This window comes from Halovenus aranensis, assembly GCF_900100385.1.
Lineage (GTDB): Archaea > Halobacteriota > Halobacteria > Halobacteriales > Haloarculaceae > Halovenus > Halovenus aranensis.
In genome coordinates this window covers 58,254-77,643 of sequence record NZ_FNFC01000007.1, presented here as the reverse complement: position 1 = coordinate 77,643, position 19,390 = coordinate 58,254, and the positions used below count along the sequence as shown (strand labels likewise).

At 61.2% G+C, this 19,390-nt stretch carries 19 protein-coding genes; 11 read left to right on the top strand and 8 right to left on the bottom strand.

Features of this window, described 5'->3' with window-relative positions; translation table 11 throughout:
- Window position 1: 1 nt before the first annotated feature.
- The 3 genes from endA to BLR34_RS08465 are packed head-to-tail and all read right to left on the bottom strand — an operon-like array spanning window position 2 to window position 2,539.
- Window positions 2-1,069, bottom strand: coding sequence for a tRNA-intron lyase (gene endA / locus BLR34_RS08475; protein WP_092701971.1), 1,068 nt, complete (start codon window positions 1,067-1,069; stop codon window positions 2-4).
- A 45-nt stretch (window positions 1,070-1,114) separates the two neighbouring features.
- Window positions 1,115-2,074, bottom strand: coding sequence for a nucleotidyltransferase family protein (locus tag BLR34_RS08470; protein WP_092701969.1), 960 nt, complete (start codon window positions 2,072-2,074; stop codon window positions 1,115-1,117).
- 48 nt (window positions 2,075-2,122) lie between these two features.
- The gene (locus BLR34_RS08465; RefSeq protein WP_218120872.1) at window positions 2,123-2,539 is read right to left on the bottom strand and encodes a UPF0146 family protein; all 417 of its coding nucleotides are present in this window, start codon (window positions 2,537-2,539) and stop codon (window positions 2,123-2,125) included.
- A gap of 36 nt (window positions 2,540-2,575) precedes the next feature.
- Here BLR34_RS08465 and BLR34_RS08460 point away from each other — a divergent pair, with 36 nt between their 5' ends.
- From BLR34_RS08460 to BLR34_RS08445, 5 genes are all read left to right on the top strand, one after another.
- Window positions 2,576-3,097 (top strand): archaemetzincin family Zn-dependent metalloprotease, encoded by a 522-nt coding sequence (locus BLR34_RS08460; RefSeq protein ID WP_092701967.1) that lies wholly within the window; start codon window positions 2,576-2,578, stop codon window positions 3,095-3,097.
- Window positions 3,098-3,240: 143 nt separating this feature from the next.
- Window positions 3,241-3,447, top strand: a complete 207-nt coding sequence (locus tag BLR34_RS08455) for a hypothetical protein (RefSeq protein WP_092701965.1) — start codon at window positions 3,241-3,243, stop codon at window positions 3,445-3,447.
- Between the two features lie 62 nt (window positions 3,448-3,509).
- Window positions 3,510-4,562 (top strand): M42 family metallopeptidase, encoded by a 1,053-nt coding sequence (locus BLR34_RS08450; protein WP_092701963.1) that lies wholly within the window; start codon window positions 3,510-3,512, stop codon window positions 4,560-4,562.
- 55 nt (window positions 4,563-4,617) lie between these two features.
- Complete coding sequence (locus BLR34_RS16935; RefSeq protein ID WP_176765273.1) at window positions 4,618-4,758, top strand: hypothetical protein; 141 nt, start codon at window positions 4,618-4,620, stop codon at window positions 4,756-4,758.
- A gap of 157 nt (window positions 4,759-4,915) precedes the next feature.
- Window positions 4,916-5,449 carry a hypothetical protein gene (locus tag BLR34_RS08445; RefSeq protein WP_092701961.1) on the top strand — a complete coding sequence of 178 codons (534 nt, stop codon included), beginning with the start codon at window positions 4,916-4,918 and terminating at the stop codon, window positions 5,447-5,449.
- 80 nt (window positions 5,450-5,529) lie between these two features.
- Here the strand turns inward: BLR34_RS08445 and BLR34_RS08440 are convergent, their stop codons facing one another.
- Window positions 5,530-7,095 carry a Cdc6/Cdc18 family protein gene (locus BLR34_RS08440; RefSeq protein ID WP_092701959.1) on the bottom strand — a complete coding sequence of 522 codons (1,566 nt, stop codon included), beginning with the start codon at window positions 7,093-7,095 and terminating at the stop codon, window positions 5,530-5,532.
- Window positions 7,096-8,051: 956 nt separating this feature from the next.
- Between BLR34_RS08440 and BLR34_RS08435 the strand changes: the two genes are divergently transcribed.
- The 4 genes from BLR34_RS08435 to BLR34_RS08420 all read left to right on the top strand — a co-directional run bounded on the left by BLR34_RS08435 (window position 8,052) and on the right by BLR34_RS08420 (window position 10,674).
- A complete protein-coding gene (locus BLR34_RS08435) occupies window positions 8,052-8,699 on the top strand; it encodes an Era-like GTP-binding protein (RefSeq protein ID WP_092701957.1) in 648 nt (215 codons plus the stop codon).
- 4 nt (window positions 8,700-8,703) lie between these two features.
- Window positions 8,704-9,084, top strand: a complete 381-nt coding sequence (locus tag BLR34_RS08430) for a DUF2073 domain-containing protein (RefSeq protein WP_092701955.1) — start codon at window positions 8,704-8,706, stop codon at window positions 9,082-9,084.
- A gap of 1 nt (window position 9,085) precedes the next feature.
- Window positions 9,086-9,745: an OapC/ArvC family zinc-ribbon domain-containing protein gene (locus BLR34_RS08425; protein ID WP_092701953.1), complete on the top strand. Its 660-nt coding sequence runs from the start codon at window positions 9,086-9,088 to the stop codon at window positions 9,743-9,745.
- A gap of 104 nt (window positions 9,746-9,849) precedes the next feature.
- Window positions 9,850-10,674: a hypothetical protein gene (locus tag BLR34_RS08420; protein WP_092701951.1), complete on the top strand. Its 825-nt coding sequence runs from the start codon at window positions 9,850-9,852 to the stop codon at window positions 10,672-10,674.
- Window positions 10,675-10,731: 57 nt separating this feature from the next.
- Here the strand turns inward: BLR34_RS08420 and mdh are convergent, their stop codons facing one another.
- The gene (mdh, locus tag BLR34_RS08415; protein ID WP_092701949.1) at window positions 10,732-11,646 is read right to left on the bottom strand and encodes a malate dehydrogenase; all 915 of its coding nucleotides are present in this window, start codon (window positions 11,644-11,646) and stop codon (window positions 10,732-10,734) included.
- 91 nt (window positions 11,647-11,737) lie between these two features.
- Here mdh and BLR34_RS08410 point away from each other — a divergent pair, with 91 nt between their 5' ends.
- Window positions 11,738-12,433 (top strand): Sjogren's syndrome/scleroderma autoantigen 1 family protein, encoded by a 696-nt coding sequence (locus tag BLR34_RS08410; protein ID WP_092701947.1) that lies wholly within the window; start codon window positions 11,738-11,740, stop codon window positions 12,431-12,433.
- A gap of 1 nt (window position 12,434) precedes the next feature.
- Here the strand turns inward: BLR34_RS08410 and BLR34_RS08405 are convergent, their stop codons facing one another.
- Both BLR34_RS08405 and BLR34_RS08400 read right to left on the bottom strand, forming a co-directional pair.
- The gene (locus BLR34_RS08405; protein WP_092701945.1) at window positions 12,435-14,210 is read right to left on the bottom strand and encodes a M3 family oligoendopeptidase; all 1,776 of its coding nucleotides are present in this window, start codon (window positions 14,208-14,210) and stop codon (window positions 12,435-12,437) included.
- 197 nt (window positions 14,211-14,407) lie between these two features.
- Window positions 14,408-16,855 (bottom strand): DEAD/DEAH box helicase, encoded by a 2,448-nt coding sequence (locus BLR34_RS08400; protein ID WP_092701943.1) that lies wholly within the window; start codon window positions 16,853-16,855, stop codon window positions 14,408-14,410.
- 138 nt (window positions 16,856-16,993) lie between these two features.
- On the opposite strand from BLR34_RS08400, the gene BLR34_RS08395 reads away from it, so the two are divergent.
- Window positions 16,994-17,584, top strand: a complete 591-nt coding sequence (locus BLR34_RS08395; protein ID WP_092701941.1) for a DJ-1/PfpI family protein — start codon at window positions 16,994-16,996, stop codon at window positions 17,582-17,584.
- A gap of 101 nt (window positions 17,585-17,685) precedes the next feature.
- Here BLR34_RS08395 and BLR34_RS08390 read toward each other — a convergent pair whose 3' ends face one another.
- On the bottom strand, window positions 17,686-19,266 hold the full coding sequence (locus BLR34_RS08390) for a long-chain-fatty-acid--CoA ligase (protein WP_092701939.1): 1,581 nt from the start codon (window positions 19,264-19,266) through the stop codon (window positions 17,686-17,688).
- Between the last annotated feature and the right edge of the window lie 124 nt (window positions 19,267-19,390).

The following is a 19,390-nucleotide window of genomic DNA, read 5'->3' as shown; positions in this document are numbered from 1 at the left end:
CTCAGGGGGTCAGCCGCTCGGCCGAGAGCCAGTCGATACCCCCCTGGACAGTAAGCGCAAACAGCATTCGTTTGCGGACGCCGTGGGCGAGACGCACGTCAAGCGAGAGGTCCCGCGGCACAAACGAGTGGTCTGCGGGCAGGGCACGGACGAGAAACTCGGAGTGGCCGAGGTCGTCGACGGAGTCCACGTCGGCGTAGGTCCGGAAATCAGCGCCGAACTTAAATCCCGTCTTCGGGACGATGCCGGCCGAGCGAAGCGCGTCGTAGACGCGCAGACGGCGGTCGAACCGCTCGCCTTCGACCTCGCGGCCGCGGTCGACGATTGCGTCCGCGTCGGCAACGTCTTCGACTCCGACCGCGAGGTCGCCGCGGCTGCTCAGGTACGCGGCCTCGACGAGCGAGAGCTGGACGCGGTCGTCGTCGCGGTCGAGGCGCTGGCCGTAGAAGGCCCGGTCGTGTAGCGCCGCCGGCGGTTCCGGAACGAGTACGCGGTCCGAGAGCAAGTCCCCCTCGAACGACGGGATGTCGTGGTAGGTCGACCCCGAGAGCGTCGGCACGTCGAGTTCGAGATACGTGACCTCACTCTCCTCGTCGACGACCGCGAGAACGCCGGTACTCGCTTCGTCTTCCTCGGCGTCTATACCGCGTGCAATCGCCTGTAACGTTCCGGCATCGATTGTGGCACGCTCGCTGAGCGTCGTCACACGGTATGCGACAGCGTCGTCCCACGGTCCCTGTCCCCGTGGGTAGACGATAAAGTCTGTCACGTCGGCGCTGTCGGTCGGCGAGAGATAGAAGCCGCGGTCGCGCAGTTCCTTGTAGACGAAGAAATCGACTTCTGAGACCGCGCGGGAGGCGAGCAGTGATTCGAAACCGATGCCCTCGCCGCTGTCGTCGCGGTCGTCACGAACCGTCGTCACGTCGCCACGAAACAGCAGGTGTCCGGCCTCGACGGGGGCGAGTTCGAGCCCGCCGTCGTGCGGTCGACCGTACCCTCGGGCGTCGTAGAACCGCTCGCGGGCCTCGTTGCCGCCGCGAACGGTTTCCCCATCGAAGGTGAGTTGCATACCTCGAACTCGACGGTGCGAGGGGAAAGCGTCTGCGGTGTCCGGTCAGGGTAGGTGTGTGTGGCCGCCGATGCGCGCCCCAGTGAGGTCGAGATTTCGGACGAGGGCCTCCCTGTCGACGATAGAGTCGACGAGCGAACAGGATTCGAGCGTCGCGTCGGGGAACACGAGCGAGCGTTCGAGCGTCGCGTCGGTAACCGTCGCACCAGGCATGACGTGGACGTTCTCGCCGATCGTGGTGTCCTCGACGGTCGCGTCCTCGGCGACGATAGAGTCACCGTCGAGCGCCCAGGCGACTGCTTCGAGGTAGCTCTCTGGCGTGCCGATATCGAACCACGCCTCCTCGAAGGTGAATGCACTGACGGGACTGCGGGACTGGAGCCACTGGACGAACCAGCCCGGTTCGTCGGGGTTGTTGTCGGCCGCGAGGTACTCGCTGAAGCGCACTTCCTCGGCGGGGAAGGCATAGCAGGCAATCGAGACGAGCGTACTCGGCGGGTCGGCCGGCTTCTCTTGGAAGTCGACGACGCGGGTCCCGTCGAGTTCGACGAGTCCGTACTGGGTCGCTTTCTCCCGGGAGCCGACGTCGTAGGCCGCGAGCGTCGCCGTCTCTTCTTCCTCGAAGAAGTCGACGAACGTCGAGAGGTCGAAGCTGATGAGGTTGTCGCCGGCGACGACGAGCAGGTCTTCGTCGTCGATATCCTCGCGGTCGACGAGCTGTGCGAGCGCCCCGATGACGCCGAGCTTTTCGTCCTCGTCGACGGTCTCCTCGACGCTTAACTGTGGCTTCTCGAACGCCGTCTCGGCGAGATGTGCCTCGAAGTCGTCGGCAAACCGCTCGTTGGTGCTCACGAATACGTCGTCGATACGGTCGTCGTCTTCGAGTTCTGAGAGAACACGGTCGATGACGGTGGTCTCGCCGACCGGCAGGAACATCTTCGGGCGGTTGCGAGTAATCGGCCACAGCCGGGTCGCGTAGCCACCGGCGAGAACGACTGCTTTCATACAGGATGTGACCCAGCGGCCGGTTAAAATCCTTGTGAAGCGGGGTCGTTACGGCGACGAGGGGCTGTGTTCGGGTCGCTCACGAGCGAAATAGATGGTTTCGCCGGGAACTGACACTCGTCTGACGGGCACGGTCGGCTGGTCGCCCCCGAGTGTGGTAAATAGGAGTGTCGCGTCCACCGCCTCGGCGATATCCAGCGCCGGACGGTGGAGTTCCGGCGGCCAGTTCAGCGCGTATATCGCGCCGGCATCGGCGTACACGTCGTGGTCGGGCGCAATCGCGTCGTCGCGAACGAACGTCACACCTCGGGGAACCGACCGCTCCCGGATGTCGGTCGCGGTCACGTTCACACCTTGGGCGGCGAGCGCTCTGGCGAGCGTGACGCGTCTCCCGATTCCAAGTTCGACGACCCTGTCGAACTGAGCGAGGCGAGCCACCAGCGCGCGACGTGTCGAATCAAGCACGCAGATTTTTATTTATCCGGTAGCATAAAGAGGTATATGCACGTCGACATCGTGCCGGTCGGCGACGTCGACCCCGTGGTCAAGCGCGAAGCGTCGAGCGGTCTTCGGTCTGTCTACGACTGTGACGTGACCGTCCACGACGCCGAACGAGTGCCAACTGGGGCCTACGACTCCTCGCGCGAGCAGTACCGCGCCGAGGAGTTTATCGACCTCGCAAAGCGCGTCGGTACCGGCTCGAAAAATATCGCTATCACCCCGGAAGACCTCTTCTATCACCGTCGCAACTACGTGTTCGGACTGGCTTACCTCGGTGGCAGCGGGAGCGTCATCTCGACGTATCGCCTGCGGACAAGTTCCGACGGCGGCTTCTCGAACCGCTCGGCGTCTGATATCTTCACGGACCGCGTCCGTACAGAGGTCGTTCACGAAATTGGCCACACGCTCGGGCTCGAACACTGTGACAACAAACGCTGTGTGATGAACTTCTCGCCGACGGTCCGCGAGGTCGACGTGAAAGAACAGACGCTCTGTGGGTCCTGTCAACGAGATATTCTGTAGGCAGTTTCGGCGATGGCTAACGACGGAAGTGAAAAATAGCCATACGTTTGTCGTATTTTCCTCCAGAAAATACAATATCATAAGTTGCCAAACTGATTAGGCATACTTTCTATGCCCGTAGCGCCGAGAGTAGTAGTTGTCGTATGAGTCAGACACAATCAAATCGGACCGAAGAACTGGGCGACATCTTCGTGTCCGTCACGGGAGACGAAGCAGTGACCGAACAACAGGAAGCAGACAGCAACCGGCGCGACGTTCGTGGTGAGAACCGCATCGACGAGGCCGTCGAGGACGGACTTGGCGACGCGATAGACGGTGCCGAACCCGACCCCGGGGACCCTGGCGGCTGAAACCGGCGGCTGTCAATCGGGAATCAAACAGTTTCTTAACGTTCTCGGGGATATGCCAGCATATGGCAGTCCCGTTCGATTTCGAGCTGTTGTGTGAACTGACAGAGACGAGTGGCGTCCCCGGGTACGAGGACCGCATCCGCGAGGTTGTCACGCGAGAACTCGAACCAGAAGTAGACGAGGTACAGACCGACGCGATGGGGAACGTAGTCGGGACTATCGACGGGGAGAGCGACGACTCGGTCGTCGTCGCGGCTCACATGGACGAGATTGGGTTCATGGTCCGTCACGTCACCGACGACGGCTTCGTCCAGGTCGACGCTCTTGGCGGCTGGGACCCGCGCGTTCTGAAAGCCCAGCGAGTCACCATCCACACTGACGACGAGGACGTCACGGGACTCATCGGGTCGCTCCCGCCACATACGCTGGACGAAGAACAGCGCGAGTCGACACCCGACGTCGAGGACATTCATATCGACACCGGTCTCGACGGCGAGGAGGCAAACGACCGCATCTCGAAAGGCGACCTCGTCACGATGGAGCAGTCGACCGAGCGCGTCGGCGACACTGTCACGGGCAAGGCACTTGACGATCGCATCTGTTTGTTCGCGATGCTCGAAGCCGCCCGAAACATCGAGAACCCTGACCTGACGGTTCACTTCGCCGCGACCGTCCAAGAGGAAGTTGGTATTCGCGGCGCCGAGGCACTCGGCGTCGACCTCGACCCCGACTTGGCTATCGCGCTGGACGTGACCGTCGCGAACGACGTGCCGGGCTTCGAGCCTGCCGACCACGTCACCGAACTCGGCGACGGGACGGCTGTCAAGCTCAAGGATTCGAGTGTCATCGCGAATCCGAAGGTCCACCAGCGACTCCAGTCGGTCGCCGACGAGGAAGACATCGACTTCCAACTCGAAGTTCTGCCCGCGGGTGGTACTGACACCGCTGGCTTCCAGCGTGCTGGTGGCGCGGTCCCGGCGGGCGCGATTTCGATTCCGACCCGGTACCTCCACACTGTTACCGAGAGTGCTCACGTCGACGATGTGAGCGCGACTATCGACCTGTTGACGGCGTTTCTCGAAACCGAGGACGGCGAATATGACTACACCCTGTAATCGCCGACCACAGTCCACACACCAACCTTATCCCCGACGGTAGCGAAGGTCAGCTATGGTACTGAAAGGACTCAAACAGTCGCTCAGGCGACTCGTCGGACTCGTCTCGGCTGGCGGCACGATGGACCATCCGGCAAACGGCGGCATGGTTCGCGAGAGCCACGAAGACGAACGCGACGGCGAAAACACCGAGTAGCCGCCACCCGGCCGAGGCACACTCGTTCGGTCGTACTAGTTATTGCGGCTACTTTCATGTCCTGGTTACAGATATCGCTGCGACTAATCATCATTTAAAATACAATTTGAAGCGGGCCACAAGAGCTAATACTGGATGCGGGATAGGAATAGTGTCAATGAGTAAATTAAATCCGTACGAGGAGGGCGTCGAAGCGAAAGGTGCCGCTGTTCTCTCGTTCATCAACGGCGTTCCGGCACCGTTTCGAGACAAAGCGCGGACGGTACTGGCTTCACACGGAATCGAAGACATCGAGCCAGACAGTTGGTACTCACAGCAGTCGTATTTGAACGCCTTCGAGCATGTCGTCGAAGAGATGGGGGATGCCACGCTCCAGGAAATCGCGAAGTCAACACCCGAAAACGCGGAGTGGCCGCCAGATGTCGAGACGCCAGCAGAAGCTCTTGACTCAATCGACGACGCGTATCATATGAACCACCGGGGTGGCGACATCGGATACTACGAAGTCGAAGAACACGACGACAGAACCGTTATCATGGAATGCAAGACACCGTATCCATGTGACTACGACAAAGCGTTGGTCAAGCGCACTGCAGAGTTGTTCAGTGACGAAGTCATACAACTCACCGAAGTCGGAGATCAGTGCCGAGCCGACGGCGGCGAGCAGTGTCGTTACGAGGTGACGTGGTAGACCAGTACAGCGCTGCTGCCGTGGTCAGCAGTGGCGTTTCTGCGGTGTCGTAGTGATCGATACTGAAAGACGAGAACGTATCAGTTGTCGAAGCGAGCCTGAACGAACGGTTGTGCATCCTCGATGTCACCCAGTCGGGAGTCTGAGACGAGTACACCCTCCGTCTCTTCGACAGGAACCGAGACGCTGATTTCTTTGGTCCGGCCGTACCGGCCTTTCGAGACGACGACGGCGTTGACGATACCGAGCATATCGAGTTCGCTGATGAGGTCGGTGACCCGGCGCTGGGTCAACACGTCGGCGTCGATTTCCTCACAGAGGCGCTTGTAGATGTTGTACACCTCGCCCGTGTTGATGTTGTGGACCCCCTGTTTTTCGAGCAGAATGATGGCAAAGAGGACGAGTTTCGACTGCTGTGGAAGCGTGCGAACGACTTCGATGACCCGGTCGAGTTCGATTTTCTCCTGAGCCTGTCTGACGTGCTCTTCTTCGACGTTGTCGGTCGTGTCCCGCTCGGCGAGTTCGCCAGCGGTTCGAAGGAGATCGAGCGCCCGACGGGCGTCACCGTGTTCCTGTGCCGCAAAGGCCGAACAGAGCGGGATTACGTCGTCTGTGAGTGCGCCGCCTTTGAACGCGACTTCGGCGCGGTGCTGGAGGATGTCACGCAGTTGGTTCGCGTCGTAGGGCGGGAAGACGATTTCCTCCTCACCGAGGCTGGATTTGACACGAGGGTCAAGGAAGTCTGTGAACTTCAGGTCGTTCGAGATGCCCATAATCGAGACGCGGGACCGTTCGAGTTCGGAGTTCATCCGCGAGAGGTTATAGAGAGTGTCGTCGCCGGATTTCTCGACGAGCTTGTCGATTTCGTCGAGCATGATGACGACCACGCGCTCGCGGAAGTCGACCGCCTCGAAAAACGAGTTGTACACCCGGTCTGTCGGCCAGCCCGTCATGGGCACCTCGTCGAAGGAATCCCGTTTCGACTCGAGTTTGTCGATGCGTGTCTGTACCTCGTCGGCGGAGGCAAACTGTGTTTCGTCGAGTGTACTGTCACCGGCGTCGCGCGCGCGGTCACGAAGCGACTGGAGGTCCGCGAGTTCGTCTTCGATTGCGGCCTCGTTCTGTTCGATGAACGTGTTGGCAAGCTGTGCGAGGACTCGGTACTGCGTGTCGGTCACCTCGCAGTTGATGTACTGGACCTCACACGGAACCTCGTACTTCTGTGAGGTCGCTTCGAGTTCCTCGCTGACGAACTTCGCACTCGCAGTCTTTCCCGTCCCGGTTTTACCGTAAATAAGGATATTGGACGGCGTATCCCCCCGAAGCGCCGAGACAAGCACCGTCGCGATGTTGTTGATCTGTTCCTCGCGGTGGGGAAGCTTCCGGGGCGTATACGAGGGGCGTAAGACCTCTTTGTTCTCGAAAATCGGCTCGCCGCTGAGGAGGTCGTCAAACAATCCTGCCGAGGAGTCATCGTCGTCTTCGAGCAGGTCGTCGAGCGACGACGTCCGGTCTTCGGCCGGCGGGGCGACATTTTCGGCGCGCTCGTTGGCCGAAGGCTCTGATGTAGCATCCGCGTTATCAGAGATGACACTCTCGTCGAACGGCGACTCGCTGTCGTCGACCGATTTGTCCCCATCTGTCATGATCGGTAGAACCCCTTTGTTTCTACTGGAAATCTGCGTGCGCGTGTAGAACACCCACCGAGAGTCCCTATACACCGGAAATACGGGATATGTATGTCGTGGGTGTGTCCACTTGAACCAGATGAAATGGCGGTTGTGTTTCTATTAAAGATTTCGATTGTGTATACAGACGATAATTCGAGTATCAGTCCCGAGAACCACCGAGTCGGTTCGAAAGGCCGGATATCGAGGATAACAGCCCAGAACCGCTTGTTTTGATGAGGTGTCGTCACAGTCAGGCCGCGATGAGTGAGAGAGAACTGGACAGGGAGCGACGCGAGCGCGACACAGTGGCCAGAATGTATGTTATGTGGTGTCACGAATTGAACTGGTGGTAGTCGATTGGAGTTGAAACAACGGGCATACCCCCCCACCCCTTCGTTTCAGGTGGAACAGCAACAAGAACGGGTGGGAGAACAGAGCGGAGACGAATTGTCTCTAGAATAGGAAAGATTTAATACAAACACGGTAATACCGAACCCGCACTAGAAAGAAGTAAATTCTATCTAGGTATTACCTTATTTTACCTAGTTATATACTGGACACAACTAGATGTCGCTGTCAACGTCACTCCTGTCGTGGGATTTCCTTAGTTCGAAGGTATATCAATAACTGCTAGTTTCACGCGACATCGTGGCGGGCGGGTTCCGGTCCTTGGTGGTTCCACTTGAAACAAAGGGGTGGGGGGCTGGGAAATCGAGTGAGAGAGGTGAGACTCCTTTGTTGGGCGCCAAGGTGGACGAAGCAACTTCCTCGTAATCAGTATAAGCGACTGGGACATCTCCGCCAATACCCGTCTCTCACACTCTGAGCCCGCCGGATAATATATAATAATTCCAATAATTGTCTGACGTATAGTTAAGTGATTTCCGTTATCTCGTAGGAACAAGCCCTGTTCAGGGGTTCGGGAGTTAAGGATGGGACTGATTACAAACCTCAGATCCAGCATATCACGGGCAGCATCGACACTGTTTGCCGACGCAGAGCCCAAGCGAATCGGCATCTACGGGCCGCCGAACGCTGGGAAGACGACGTTGGCTAACCGCATCGTGAGAGACTGGACGGAACACGGCGACGCCGTCGGTCCAGAGAGCCACATTCCACACGAAACACGGCGTGCCCGGCGGAAAGAGAACGTCGAGATAGAGCGTGACGGGAAGACGGTGACAATCGACGTCGTGGATACGCCGGGTGTGACCACGAAAGTCGACTACACCGAGTTCCTCGAACACGACATGGAGGAAGACGACGCCGTACGTCGGTCTCGGGAAGCGACGGAGGGCGTCGCAGAGGCCATGCACTGGCTCCGGGAAGACGTCGACGGCGTCATCTACGTTCTCGATGCGACACAGGACCCGTTCACGCAGGTGAACACGATGCTCATCGGCATTATCGAGAGTCAGGACCTCCCCGTCCTAATTCTCGCGAACAAGATAGACCTCGAGGACGCGAGCGTCCAGCGCATCCGGAACGCGTTCCCACAACACGAGACGATTCCGTTGTCGGCACTCGAAGGCGACAACATGGACGAGGTTTACGACAAGATAGCGGAGTACTTCGGGTGATACAATGGCAGAAGTGAAACAACCGGACGGCGTTCAGATTGACCTGATTAGTGGCGAGCGCATGGAAGGGCTCGCCAGCATGGAGAAAATTCGCATGATTCTCGACGGTGTCCGTGAGGGCAACATCGTCATCCTCGAAGAGGGACTCTCGCCCGAAGAGGAGTCGCGACTCATCGAGGTGACGATGACCGAAATCAGCCCCGACGAGTTCAACGGCATCGAAATCGAGACCTACCCCAGCTCGGACTCGGGTAAATCAGGACTGTTCGACCGCCTGATGGGCAACGACTCGGACAAGAAACTCACTGTCATCGGGCCGGCAAACCGCATCGAGACGCTCCACAAAGACGAGACGCTCATCCAGACGCTCGTCTCCAGACGGTAAGATGCCACACGAGTGTACCGACTGCGGCCGCGCGTTCGACGACGGCTCCAAGGAGATGCTCTCGGGCTGTCCGGACTGTGGTGGTAACACCTTCCAGTTCCGTCCCGATGGGGACGGTCAGGCCAACGAGGCCGCGACACCGCCAGAACCGCCCGAACCAGAGGGGAACAGCACCGTTGCCCGGACGGTCGGCAGTGCGGCTACGGTCGTCCGCGACCTGGTTGGGGCCGACGACTCGCCGGAGTATCCCACACAGGAGTCGACCCCCACTGCCGCGTCGAGCCGCGACGGTCCACCCGAAACGTCGGGGTCCAGTTCAGACTCGTCTCACATCGCCGCCGAGTCGGCGGCACACGAGGACGCTGCGCAGGCGAGTGCCAGAAGCGAGGTCGTCTCGCCGGAGGACCTGCCCGAGACAGCACCCTCACAGACACGTGAGTCCACAGCGGCCGAGACGGCCGACCAGCAATCGCGGGAGGACCGACCAGACCTCGAAGAGCTCCGCGAACAACTCAACGAGCAGTTCGAGTCCATCCGTGTAGTCGCTCCCGGCCAGTACGAACTCAACCTCATGGAACTGTACGACCGTGAGGAGTACATTATCGCGCTCCAGGAAGACGGCAAATACACGATTCAGGTGCCCGAACGCTGGAGCGAGTGACGAATACAAACAGATAATTAACGCGTTTCCCGTGTCTGGTTATCGGGTGTGGTAATCTGGGATAAATGCTTTTATTCGTTGAATCCAGAAGTATAGATACTTTCATGGTGAATGGTAGCACACCATCCTCCGAGTCAGATGAAACCAAGAGGCGGCCCCATTCACCGTCGCTACAAGCAGAGATTCATCTGCTCGCCCGGCAGGAACTGGGAACGCGGGCGAAGTCGCTGATACCGAACCGAGTTACGGCTCGTGGGTACACCCAGCTGTCGTCGTTTCTCGACGACCTCTCTGGCAAAGTCGCAGTCGTGGTCATCGACGTGACCCTGGCAGAGTCGAACGTCCGGGAGGCCGTTGCCCGGACAGTGAAAAAATCAGAGCACGCACGAGTCGCATTGCTTGCGACGGACGGAGCGCAACTGCTCAGGTCCGAGGTACCGTACGACGAGGCGTTCGTCTTTCCCGACGAGACGGAGACGTTCAAATCGGACATCAAGAATCTGTACATCCGGTCTTACTACGCGGCGACAATGGAGCGCTACTACAAGATTTGCTTCTCGATACAAAACCAGAAGACGACGACAGAAAAACCCGAAGAAAACGAACAGATACGGCGACTCAAGGGCGCACGCGACCGTCTGGAGTCTCATTTGCAGCTGTTCCGACGGGTGCTCACTGAGGAGGACATGGACGCTATCTCCAACCGAGAACACCGCCTCAAGAGCCTCTCGAAAAGCGCAAAGAACAATCCGCCACCTGATGCTGTTGGCCTCCCGGACGCCTGTCCCGACTGTGGACTCGACTGGACGGCCTGGCACGGCAGCAAACTTCGCAACGGGTACGAACGAATCGGTGCGGACACCTGGCGCTGTGTCAACTGTGGGCGGGTTCTGGACGATATGGACCCAGACCACTACAAAATCGCCTAACACACGGTGTCCCGTGTGCTGGGGCGGCCCGTCGCGGCGAGAACCGCGCCTGCAGGCTTAGCTAATCTTGTCGTACTGCTCGCCGAGTTTGTCTGCGGCTTCGGCCATCTGTTCTTGCTCGAACTCGTCGAGGTCCCACTCGATGACCTCTTCGACGCCATTCGAGCCCAGTCGAACGGGCACACCGAAGCCGACGCCGTCGTAGCCGAACTCGCCGTCGAGCGGAATCGAACACGGCAGCACCGCGCCGGTGTCGTTGAGGATGGCGCTGACAGTGTGTGCAACACCCTGTGCTGGACCCCACTCGGTCGCACCCTTCCGTTCGATGACGTTCATCGCGCTTTCCTGCAGGTCTTCGAGAATCTCTGTTCTGTCGTCTTCGGAGAACTCGAGGTCGCGGCCGTCGACGCGGACCTTCGAGAAGACGGGGACCTGTGAGTCGCCGTGTTCGCCGAGAATCGTCGCTTCGACGTTCTGGACGGGCACGTCGAACCGCTGGGAGAGGACGTACCGGAACCGCGCCGAGTCGAGACGGCCGCCGAAGCCGACGACGTGCTCGCGCGGGCGGTCGCCGCTCTCGTAGAGGTGTCGGTTCAGCAGGTCGACCGGGTTCGAGGTAGTGACCGTGATGAACTCGTCGTTGTGTTCGGCCAGCGAAGACTGGATGTCCTCCATGATGGGTGCGTTGTCGTCGGCCAGGTCGAGCCGGGTGTCACCGGGCTGGCGCGGGAGGCCGGCGGTGATGACCACCACGTCAGAGCCCTCGGTCGCGGCGTAGTCGCCCTGTCGGACCTCGGTGTTCGAGTCGTAGGCGATGCCGTGGTTGGCGTCGGCGGCCTGGCCGACGGTCGTATCCTCCTGCTCGGGGATATCAACGAAAACGAGTTCGTCGACGACATCCTGCAGTGCGATGCTGTACCCTGCGGCGGCACCTACGGTGCCCGCGGCACCGACGATGCTTACTTTTGCCATGCCTGAACGTCCCCCCGCGCTCCCGTTAAAAATATCGAATTGGGCTTTCTAGCCCGCAACGCATTTTTGCGCTCGTCGACTCCATTCGCGTATGAGCGACTTCGACGAGGACGCCGAACGCGAACGGCTCCGAGAAAAATACGAACGCGACCAGGAGAAACGAGAGACCACAGAGAAGATGAGCGAACTTCTCCTCCAGGGGGCGACGATGACAAACGCCCACTGCTCGGAGTGTAACGACCCCATCTTCCGCTACGACGGCCAGGAGTTCTGTGCCACCTGCGAGAAGCCGGTCGACCGCGACACGAGCGAGGAAGGTGGCCAGGAGGGCGCAATCGAAGTCACAAGCCCACGCGACGACGCCCGCGTCAAATTCGGCGGCGACAGCGAGCAGGCAAACGGCGACCGGGCCGAACAGCAGGCCCACGAGCAGTCGTCGTCGGAGGACACGCCGCGCCAGCAGCCAGCGTCGGCACAGTCAAACAGCGAACAGACGAGACAGCCTGGCGGCGGGCAGACGAGACAGCAAAACCGCGGCAAGCCAGCCGACGGGCGGGCGACCGACGAGCGCCGACCTGCCGGGGACACAGACCGTCCTCAGCAACGCCAGCCACGACAGCGGTCTCGCGCCGGCGGAGCCGATATCGGGCCAATCCGTGACTCGCTCGTTCGAACGCTCCAGCGGTTCAGCGACCGTGCCGAGGAGTGTCAGGACCCACAGCGCGCCCGCGAGCATCTCGCTGCCGCTCGCGAGGCCGCCGAAACGCTCGAAGCGCTCCGACAGTAGGCTACGCAAAATCGTCGACGTACGAGCCGAACGATTCCGTTGCTCGCTCGAAGGGCTCGGGCGTCTGCACGTCACAGCCGAGCGACGCGAAAGAGTCGACCGCAGGCCGCCGACCGGTCGACCGGAGGAACTCGTGGTAGGACGCCGGCGAGAGGTCGCCCGCTCTGAGTTGCCTGTGGACCGCAAGCGCGCCCGCCGCGCCGAGGACGTACTGGTAGCTACTGTACGGCTCACGAATTCCGCTCACGGGGAGATTTCTCCCGGCCTGGTCCCCAAAGTCGACTGGCGAGTAAAACTCGTCGCGCAACGACGCCGCAACCTCACGGGCGCGGTCGACGGTCACCTCGGTGTCGTTCTCGACGTAGCCGGCGAGCGTGTGGGTGAACTGCGCCGAGCGCGCCGAGCTATAGAGGTTGCCGCCGATGCATTCGAGAAAGCGGTTCCGCGCGGCCTCGGCGAGTGGGCCGCCCGCCTCGAGCAGGTGGTCGACCAACAGGAGCTCGTGTAAAATCGAGGGCACCTCCTCGACCGGGCGGGGCGCGGTTGCATACCGCGCTGGTCCCTCGCGATGGTGGTCGACGTGTACCGCGTGACCGAGTTCGTGACAGAGATAGAACGCCGTCCGCACGTCCTCTTTGAAATTCGCCAGGATGTAGGCACCGTCTGTTGCCGACGAGGGACAGTAGGCGGGGATGTCGGTCCGTTTATTCCGAGTCGGGTAGACATCGACCCGTCGCTCGGTGAAAAATCGCTCGACGCGGTCGACGTACTCCTCTCCCAGCGGTTCGAGTGCAGCGAGAATGTGGCCTTTCACGTCGTCGTAGGACAACTCGGGCGGTTCGCTCTCGGCGATAGAGACCTCGAGGTCCCACGGGCGCAGTCGGTCGACACCGAGCCGTCGCTGCCGGAGGGCAAGCGAGTCGTGAAACGGGTCGAGGTTGTCCCGTACCGTCTCGACCATCAGGTCGTGGACAGCACCGGGCAGGGACGCGCCCAGCCCGGACTCAGGGTAACAGCGCCCGCGCAGCGCCCACTGGCGCGTCGAGTCGTATCCCCGGACCGAGGCCTCCGCCCAGGCGGCCTGGAGCTTCTCGGCGAACGCCCGGGTGAGGGTGTGTTCGTAGCTGTCCATACGGTCGTGATACGCCTCGAAGGCGCGCCGGCGAAACGCTCGGTCGGAATGAGAGAGTACAGCCCGTCGGTTCCCGTAGCGTATCTCGACGGTCTCGCCGTCGGGGCGCTCGACGGTCGGCGGCTCGAAGTCTTCCAGCCGAGCCGACCGGACGATGCGCGAGGAGGCCCCCAGTGGCTGCTCGAACGTCGCAAGTACACCCTCTATTTCCTCACTTCGGACGTACTGGGCCTGCTCGTGGAGATTGCGGGCGTACCAGCGGTCTCGCTCGGGCAAGTCGTCGATGTACTGTGCGGCCTCGTCGACGCGTCGTAACGCGGCGGCGACTGCTGGCTCGAAGCGCTCGGGGACCGCCTCGGCCCGGCGTTTCCGGTCGGCGGCGTCCTCGCTGTCGGTGGCGACGTTCGCGGCGAGTGTCGCGTACAGGTCGAGGCGCTGTCTGCGCTCGAAGCAGTCCGCCACGGCATCGAGCAGCGTTTCGAGCCCGTCGGCCGACGCGACGGGCTCCTCGGCGAGTGATTCGAGGTCGTCGAGACGCTCGTAGAGCGAGTCTACGCCGGCCTCGAACTCGGCTGGTGTCTCGTAGATTCGTGTCAAATCGAAGCGATACTCGGGGTCGATATCGGTGCGTGCTGGTAAACTCATGTGCGTGGTCGTGGTCGGTTGTGACAAACGGGTGATGGCGTCGTGGCTCCGGTATGGAGTCGCCGCTCCCGCTGGGCGATGCGGCAAAAACAGCCAAAAAGTGGATTATCGGAGCATCGGTCGACTTCCGTTACTCGATTACTTTCACGACAGTTGATAAGTATATCGGAATTTGGGCAGTCGCCGGCGCGTGACTGTCACTCCCCGGTGTAGGAACCTGAGACGACTTCGCGGATACGCTCGGCGGTCACCTCGCCGACGCCCTCCGTCTCCAGCAGGTCCTCAGTCTCGGCGGTCATCACCGCCTCGACACTGCCGAACTCTTGGAGGAGCGACCGCGCCGTGACCGGGCCGACCTCGGCGATGGAGGCGACGACGTACTCCTGTTGTTCGGGCAGGGTCTTCGACTGCTTCTCGCCGTGGACGCTGACCGCTCTGTCCTCCTCTTCCTGTTCGCGGGTCGCAATCACTTCGAGCAGGTCGGCGGTTTCTTCCTCGTCTGTCGTCTGCATGACGCTGGCACCGAAATCGACCGCGAGGGAAGCGAGCGCGCCGTGGATGGCCTTCGGGTGGATGTTCCGACGGCCGTAGAGCTCCTCGCCTTCGATGACCACGACCGGACGGCCGTAGTGACGGCTCGCGTCGCCGACCTGCTCGAACATCGAGCGGTCGCCGCCGACCAGCGTCTCCAGGAAGTCCCCGACGGCCTTGCGCTCGACGACGACCCGGTCTGAGAGCACGTAGTCGCCGACTTCCAGTGTCTCCAGCCGGGTCTCGATACCCTCACGGGTCGAGAGGTCTCTGGCGATTGCGGAGTCGAGTTCCCGCTGGTCGATGACGATTTCTGTCGAGCCGTCCGCTGGGTCTGCTTCGGCGACGACGCCCGCATCGGCGGACTCTCTGCCCCCATCGTCTCCCTCGGGCTCCTCGGGGCTGTCGCCGGCGAAGGCGTCGAGACCGGCCTGTCCGCTCCCGTCGCCGTTTGCCGCGTTATCGGTGTCGGCCCCGTCGCCGCTGTCTCCGCTTGCCTCGCGCTCGCCGTCGACCCCCTCCGTTTCATCTGGAACGTCCTCCAGACCGACCTGTGGCCGGAGGCGTGATTCGATGTCGCCGGCGGCGTCTTTCAGCAGGCGGAGTTCGTCTTCCATCTTCTTCTCGTCCTGTCTGGCTTTCCAGAAGTAGGCCTCGTCGCGGGTGTCCTCGGCGAGCAGGACGGCCACGCGACCCTCGGTCTGGCGGCCGGTCCGGCCCTTGCGTTGGATAGAGCGAATCGCCGTCGGCACCGGCTCGTAAAAGAGCACGAGGTCGACCTCGGGCACGTCGAGCCCTTCCTCGGCGACGGAAGTCGAGACGAGCACCTCGAACTCGCCGGCCCGGAACTGGTCGAGGGTGTCCTGTTGCTGGGTCTGTGTCATCCCGTCGCTGCCCTCGGTGTCGCTCTGGCCGACGAACCGCGCGACACTGAAGTGCTCGCCGAGGAAGTCGGTCAGCGCCTCGGCGGTGTCCCGGGACTCGGTGAAGACGATGACGCGCTCGCCGTCGTTGATACCGAGCGTCTCGGCGATGAGCATCCGCGCCCGCCTGAATTTCGGGTGGAGGTCGTCGTGTTCCTCGGCGAGTCGGACCGCCTTCTTGACGTTGGGGTCCGAGACCATGCGCTGGTCGGCCTTGGAGGCTCCCGACGAGCGGGCGGCCTCGCGCTGGCGGTCCATGTATCGCCGGAAAGACTCGACGCTCTGGGTCTCGACGTAGGTCAGGGCCGTCCGCAGCTTGCGGACCTCTGCGAGGAGGCTCATCCCCTCGTAGCCCGCCGAGTCGTCGCTGTTCATCAGCTGCTGGACGCGGCCCTGTATCTTCTGTATCTCGCGTTCGGAGACGCTGGGGTCCGTCGAGTTCGTCACGCCGAGTTCGACGAGCCCTTGCATCCGGTCTTCGACGACGGCTTCGACTGCGTCGCGAATCTCCTCGACGGTTTCTGGAAGTTCGATGCGTTTCCACTCGACGTCGGTCTCGTGGGTGTATCGCGCCACGTCGGCGTCGTCTTCGGTCATCACCTCGACGTTCCCGATGCCGAGGTTCCCACAGACCTGCAGGATTGCCTCCTCGTCGTCACCGGGGGAGGCGCTCATGCCCGTCACGAGGGGGTCGTCGGCGTCCTCGTGGTAGCGCTCGGCGATGTAGTTGTAGGCGTAGTCGCCGGTCGCGCGGTGGCATTCGTCGAACGTGCAGTGGGTCACGTCGGCGAGCGAGACGCGGTTGCCGACGAGGTCGTTCTCGACGACCTGTGGCGTGGCAATCACGATACGGGCGTCGTCCCACAGACTCGCGCGGTCGTCGGGCCGGACCTCGCCGGTGAAGACGACGATTTCCTCGTCAGGAATCTCCAGGGCCTCGCGGTAGAAGTCGGCGTGCTGGGTGACAAGCGGCTTGGTGGGTGCGAGCAGGAGGGATTTACCGCCAGCATGAGAGAGCCGGTGGGCGGTCACCAGTAGCGAGACGGTCGTCTTGCCAAGGCCCGTCGGCAGACAGACCAGCGTATGGGCGTCGAGCGCCCGGTCGGCCAGCGTCGTCTGGTACTCGCGGTCTTCGAGGAAGCCAGCGCTTACCAGCGGGCGGTCGACTGTGTCGGCCTCGGTCGTTGCCATTCGTCTCTGGGTTAGCCGTGCCCGAGGTTAAGGGTTCGTGTGCCGTGGTGGAAGTGGTCGTCGGGGGAGACGGGAGGGTTCGTTGGTCGCAGCCACACTTTAGTACCACGGGAACCGTAGCTGTGCTTGGTGTTACCAATGGGGAAAGACATCCTGATGATCGTCGGCGACTTCGGCGAAGATTACGAAATCATGGTACCGTTCCAGGCCCTGGAGATGGTGGGTCACGACGTCGACGCCGTCTGTCCAGACAAAGAAGCCGGAGAGACAGTCAAGACGGCAATCCACGACTTCCGGGGTGACCAGACCTATCTCGAAGAGCGCGGACACAACTTCGAGCTGACGGCGACGATGGCCGATATCGACCCGACGACCTACGACGCGCTCGTCGTCCCAGGCGGGCGCGCGCCGGAGTATCTCCGGACCTACGACGCGGTCATCGAGGCGGTCCAGCATTTCTTCGAGGCCGAGAAGCCGGTCGCGGCGCTGTGTCACGGCCCGCAGATTCTGGCCGCCGCCGACGTACTGGAGGGGTACGAGATGACGGCCTACCCGGCCTGTCGGGCGGAAGTCGAGGCCGCCGGCTGTTCGTGGGTCGATGGCGTCGTCCGTGACGGCAACCTCGTCACCGGCCAGGCCTGGCCCGACCACCCGGAGTGGCTCGCGGCGTTTCTCGAACTCCTCGGCGACGAGGTCAGCCACGGTGACCCGGTCGCTGCTGACGACTGATACGTAGTACGAAAGCCCACCGCGTCAGCGGTGAGAGAACGTCGACCGTCCTAATTTTTGTGTGTTCTGTCACAGACTGTCGTCTCGGCCAGCAGCCCCTCTCACGTGCCAATCGATTCGGACTTGCCACCGCTGTCCGCAGAACGGAGCTTGAACTTCTGGATTTTCCCGCTGGGATTTTTCGGGAGGCTGTCGACAAAATAGTACGCCCTGGGGCGCTTGAAATCAGCGAGTTGGTCGCTCTCTCTGATGAACTCGTCTAGTGTCTCAGCGGTTGCCTCCTCCTCGCCCACGATGTACGCGACAACCCGTTCACCCCACTCCTCGTCGGACTCGCCGAGGACCGCTGCCTCGTCGACGCTCTCGTGTGCAAACAGCACGTTCTCGACCTCTGCGGGATATATATTCTCGCCGCCGGAGACTATCATGTCGTCTTTCCTGTCGACGTGATAGAGATAGCCGTCGTCGTCGAAATATCCGATATCGCCGGAGTAATACCACTCGGTGCCGCCCGTCTCCCGGAGTGACGCTGCCGTCGCGTCGGGGCGGTTCCAGTATTCGCGCATGGTACATGGACCTGCAATAATGATTTCGCCGACGTCGCCCTGGGCCACCTCTTCGTCCGGCGGCGCATTCGGCTCGACGACACGGACCTCGTGATTTAGCGCCGGCAGCCCGGCACACCCTTGCTTTGAAATCTGGTCTTCGGGGCGCTGAAACACGCCGCACGGACCGATTTCTGTCATCCCGTATGCCTGGACGTAATCCTCACAGAGATGCTCCATCGCCATATTCAGGACCTCCTCGGGCATGGGGGCGGCCCCGTACAATCCACGCTCCAGTGAGCCGACATCCACGTCGGCTTCGGCTGCTGTCTGGGCGAGGGCGTGCCATGCAGTCGGAGCGGCGAAAAAGACGGTAACGCCGTGTTCCTCAATCGCCTCAAGTGCGGCCTGTGGCTCGAACTCGTGGTGGATGACGTTTGTCGCACCGCGATGAACGCGGGTAAACAGCATGGCGTGTAACTCGGCACAGTGATACAGCGGGAGAATCGAGAGACCCACATCGTCCCGCGTGATGTTCATCTCGGCGATTACCAGCAGACTGTGTTCGACCATGTCGCGGTGCTCGTGGACAACCCCTTTTGGCCGACCAGTCGTCCCTGACGTGTAGATGAACGCATAGACGTCGTCTTCCTCGACGACTACGTCGGGGCGTTCCGGTGAGCCGGAGTCGAGAAGACTGTAGAAATCTCGCGTCTCCGAGGGCACCCCGTCGTCGATAAAGACGTACTCTTCGACGCTGTCGAGTTCCGGGCGAGCCGTCTCGACTGCGTCCTGTGTCGCGGATTCGTATATCAGCATCGTCGCCTCGGCGTCGTTGACGATGTACTCAATCTCGCCTGCTGGTAGCCGAAAGTTCAACGGGGTGAAGACGGCCCCGATTTTCGCGCAGGCATACACCGTGAGGGCAATCTCTGAGCCGTTGTAGAGAACAGTGGCGACTCTATCACCTTTCTCGACGCCAAGACGCGTCATCGAATTCGCAAGCTGGTTTACACGTTGGTTGAACTCCTCGTACGTCCACGTTTGATTTCTGTGTGGGTAGACGATGGCGTCGTTCTCGGGGTATCGTGCAACCGTCTGTTCGAGCGTGTCTCCAATTGTGGGGTGTTTTGACATATGACATAGTTATTCTCTGCACTAAATTATATACTTTATGTGCAAAATCTGTCCGTTCGTGACGCCGCTCTGAGCACGCCTCTAGTGTTGTTCTGCAGGTAACCAGACACAAAAATGGCCTTCT

Bases quoted from the DNA above. Each gene is read 5' to 3' on its own strand.
- BLR34_RS08455 (WP_092701965.1), top strand. From the start codon at position 3,241: ATGAGTCAGACACAATCAAATCGGACCGAAGAACTGGGCGACATCTTC.
- BLR34_RS08450 (WP_092701963.1), top strand. From the start codon at position 3,510: ATGGCAGTCCCGTTCGATTTCGAGCTGTTGTGTGAACTGACAGAGACG.
- BLR34_RS08400 (WP_092701943.1), bottom strand. From the start codon at position 16,855: ATGGCAACGACCGAGGCCGACACAGTCGACCGCCCGCTGGTAAGCGCT.
- BLR34_RS08390 (WP_092701939.1), bottom strand. From the start codon at position 19,266: ATGTCAAAACACCCCACAATTGGAGACACGCTCGAACAGACGGTTGCA.
- BLR34_RS08420 (WP_092701951.1), top strand. From the start codon at position 9,850: ATGGTGAATGGTAGCACACCATCCTCCGAGTCAGATGAAACCAAGAGG.
- BLR34_RS08435 (WP_092701957.1), top strand. From the start codon at position 8,052: ATGGGACTGATTACAAACCTCAGATCCAGCATATCACGGGCAGCATCG.
- BLR34_RS16935 (WP_176765273.1), top strand. From the start codon at position 4,618: ATGGTACTGAAAGGACTCAAACAGTCGCTCAGGCGACTCGTCGGACTC.
- mdh (WP_092701949.1), bottom strand. From the start codon at position 11,646: ATGGCAAAAGTAAGCATCGTCGGTGCCGCGGGCACCGTAGGTGCCGCC.
- BLR34_RS08405 (WP_092701945.1), bottom strand. From the start codon at position 14,210: ATGAGTTTACCAGCACGCACCGATATCGACCCCGAGTATCGCTTCGAT.
- endA (WP_092701971.1), bottom strand. From the start codon at position 1,069: ATGCAACTCACCTTCGATGGGGAAACCGTTCGCGGCGGCAACGAGGCC.
- BLR34_RS08440 (WP_092701959.1), bottom strand. From the start codon at position 7,095: ATGACAGATGGGGACAAATCGGTCGACGACAGCGAGTCGCCGTTCGAC.
- BLR34_RS08395 (WP_092701941.1), top strand. From the start codon at position 16,994: ATGGGGAAAGACATCCTGATGATCGTCGGCGACTTCGGCGAAGATTAC.
- BLR34_RS08470 (WP_092701969.1), bottom strand. From the start codon at position 2,074: ATGAAAGCAGTCGTTCTCGCCGGTGGCTACGCGACCCGGCTGTGGCCG.
- BLR34_RS08425 (WP_092701953.1), top strand. From the start codon at position 9,086: ATGCCACACGAGTGTACCGACTGCGGCCGCGCGTTCGACGACGGCTCC.
- BLR34_RS08430 (WP_092701955.1), top strand. From the start codon at position 8,704: ATGGCAGAAGTGAAACAACCGGACGGCGTTCAGATTGACCTGATTAGT.
- BLR34_RS08460 (WP_092701967.1), top strand. From the start codon at position 2,576: ATGCACGTCGACATCGTGCCGGTCGGCGACGTCGACCCCGTGGTCAAG.
- BLR34_RS08445 (WP_092701961.1), top strand. From the start codon at position 4,916: ATGAGTAAATTAAATCCGTACGAGGAGGGCGTCGAAGCGAAAGGTGCC.
- BLR34_RS08410 (WP_092701947.1), top strand. From the start codon at position 11,738: ATGAGCGACTTCGACGAGGACGCCGAACGCGAACGGCTCCGAGAAAAA.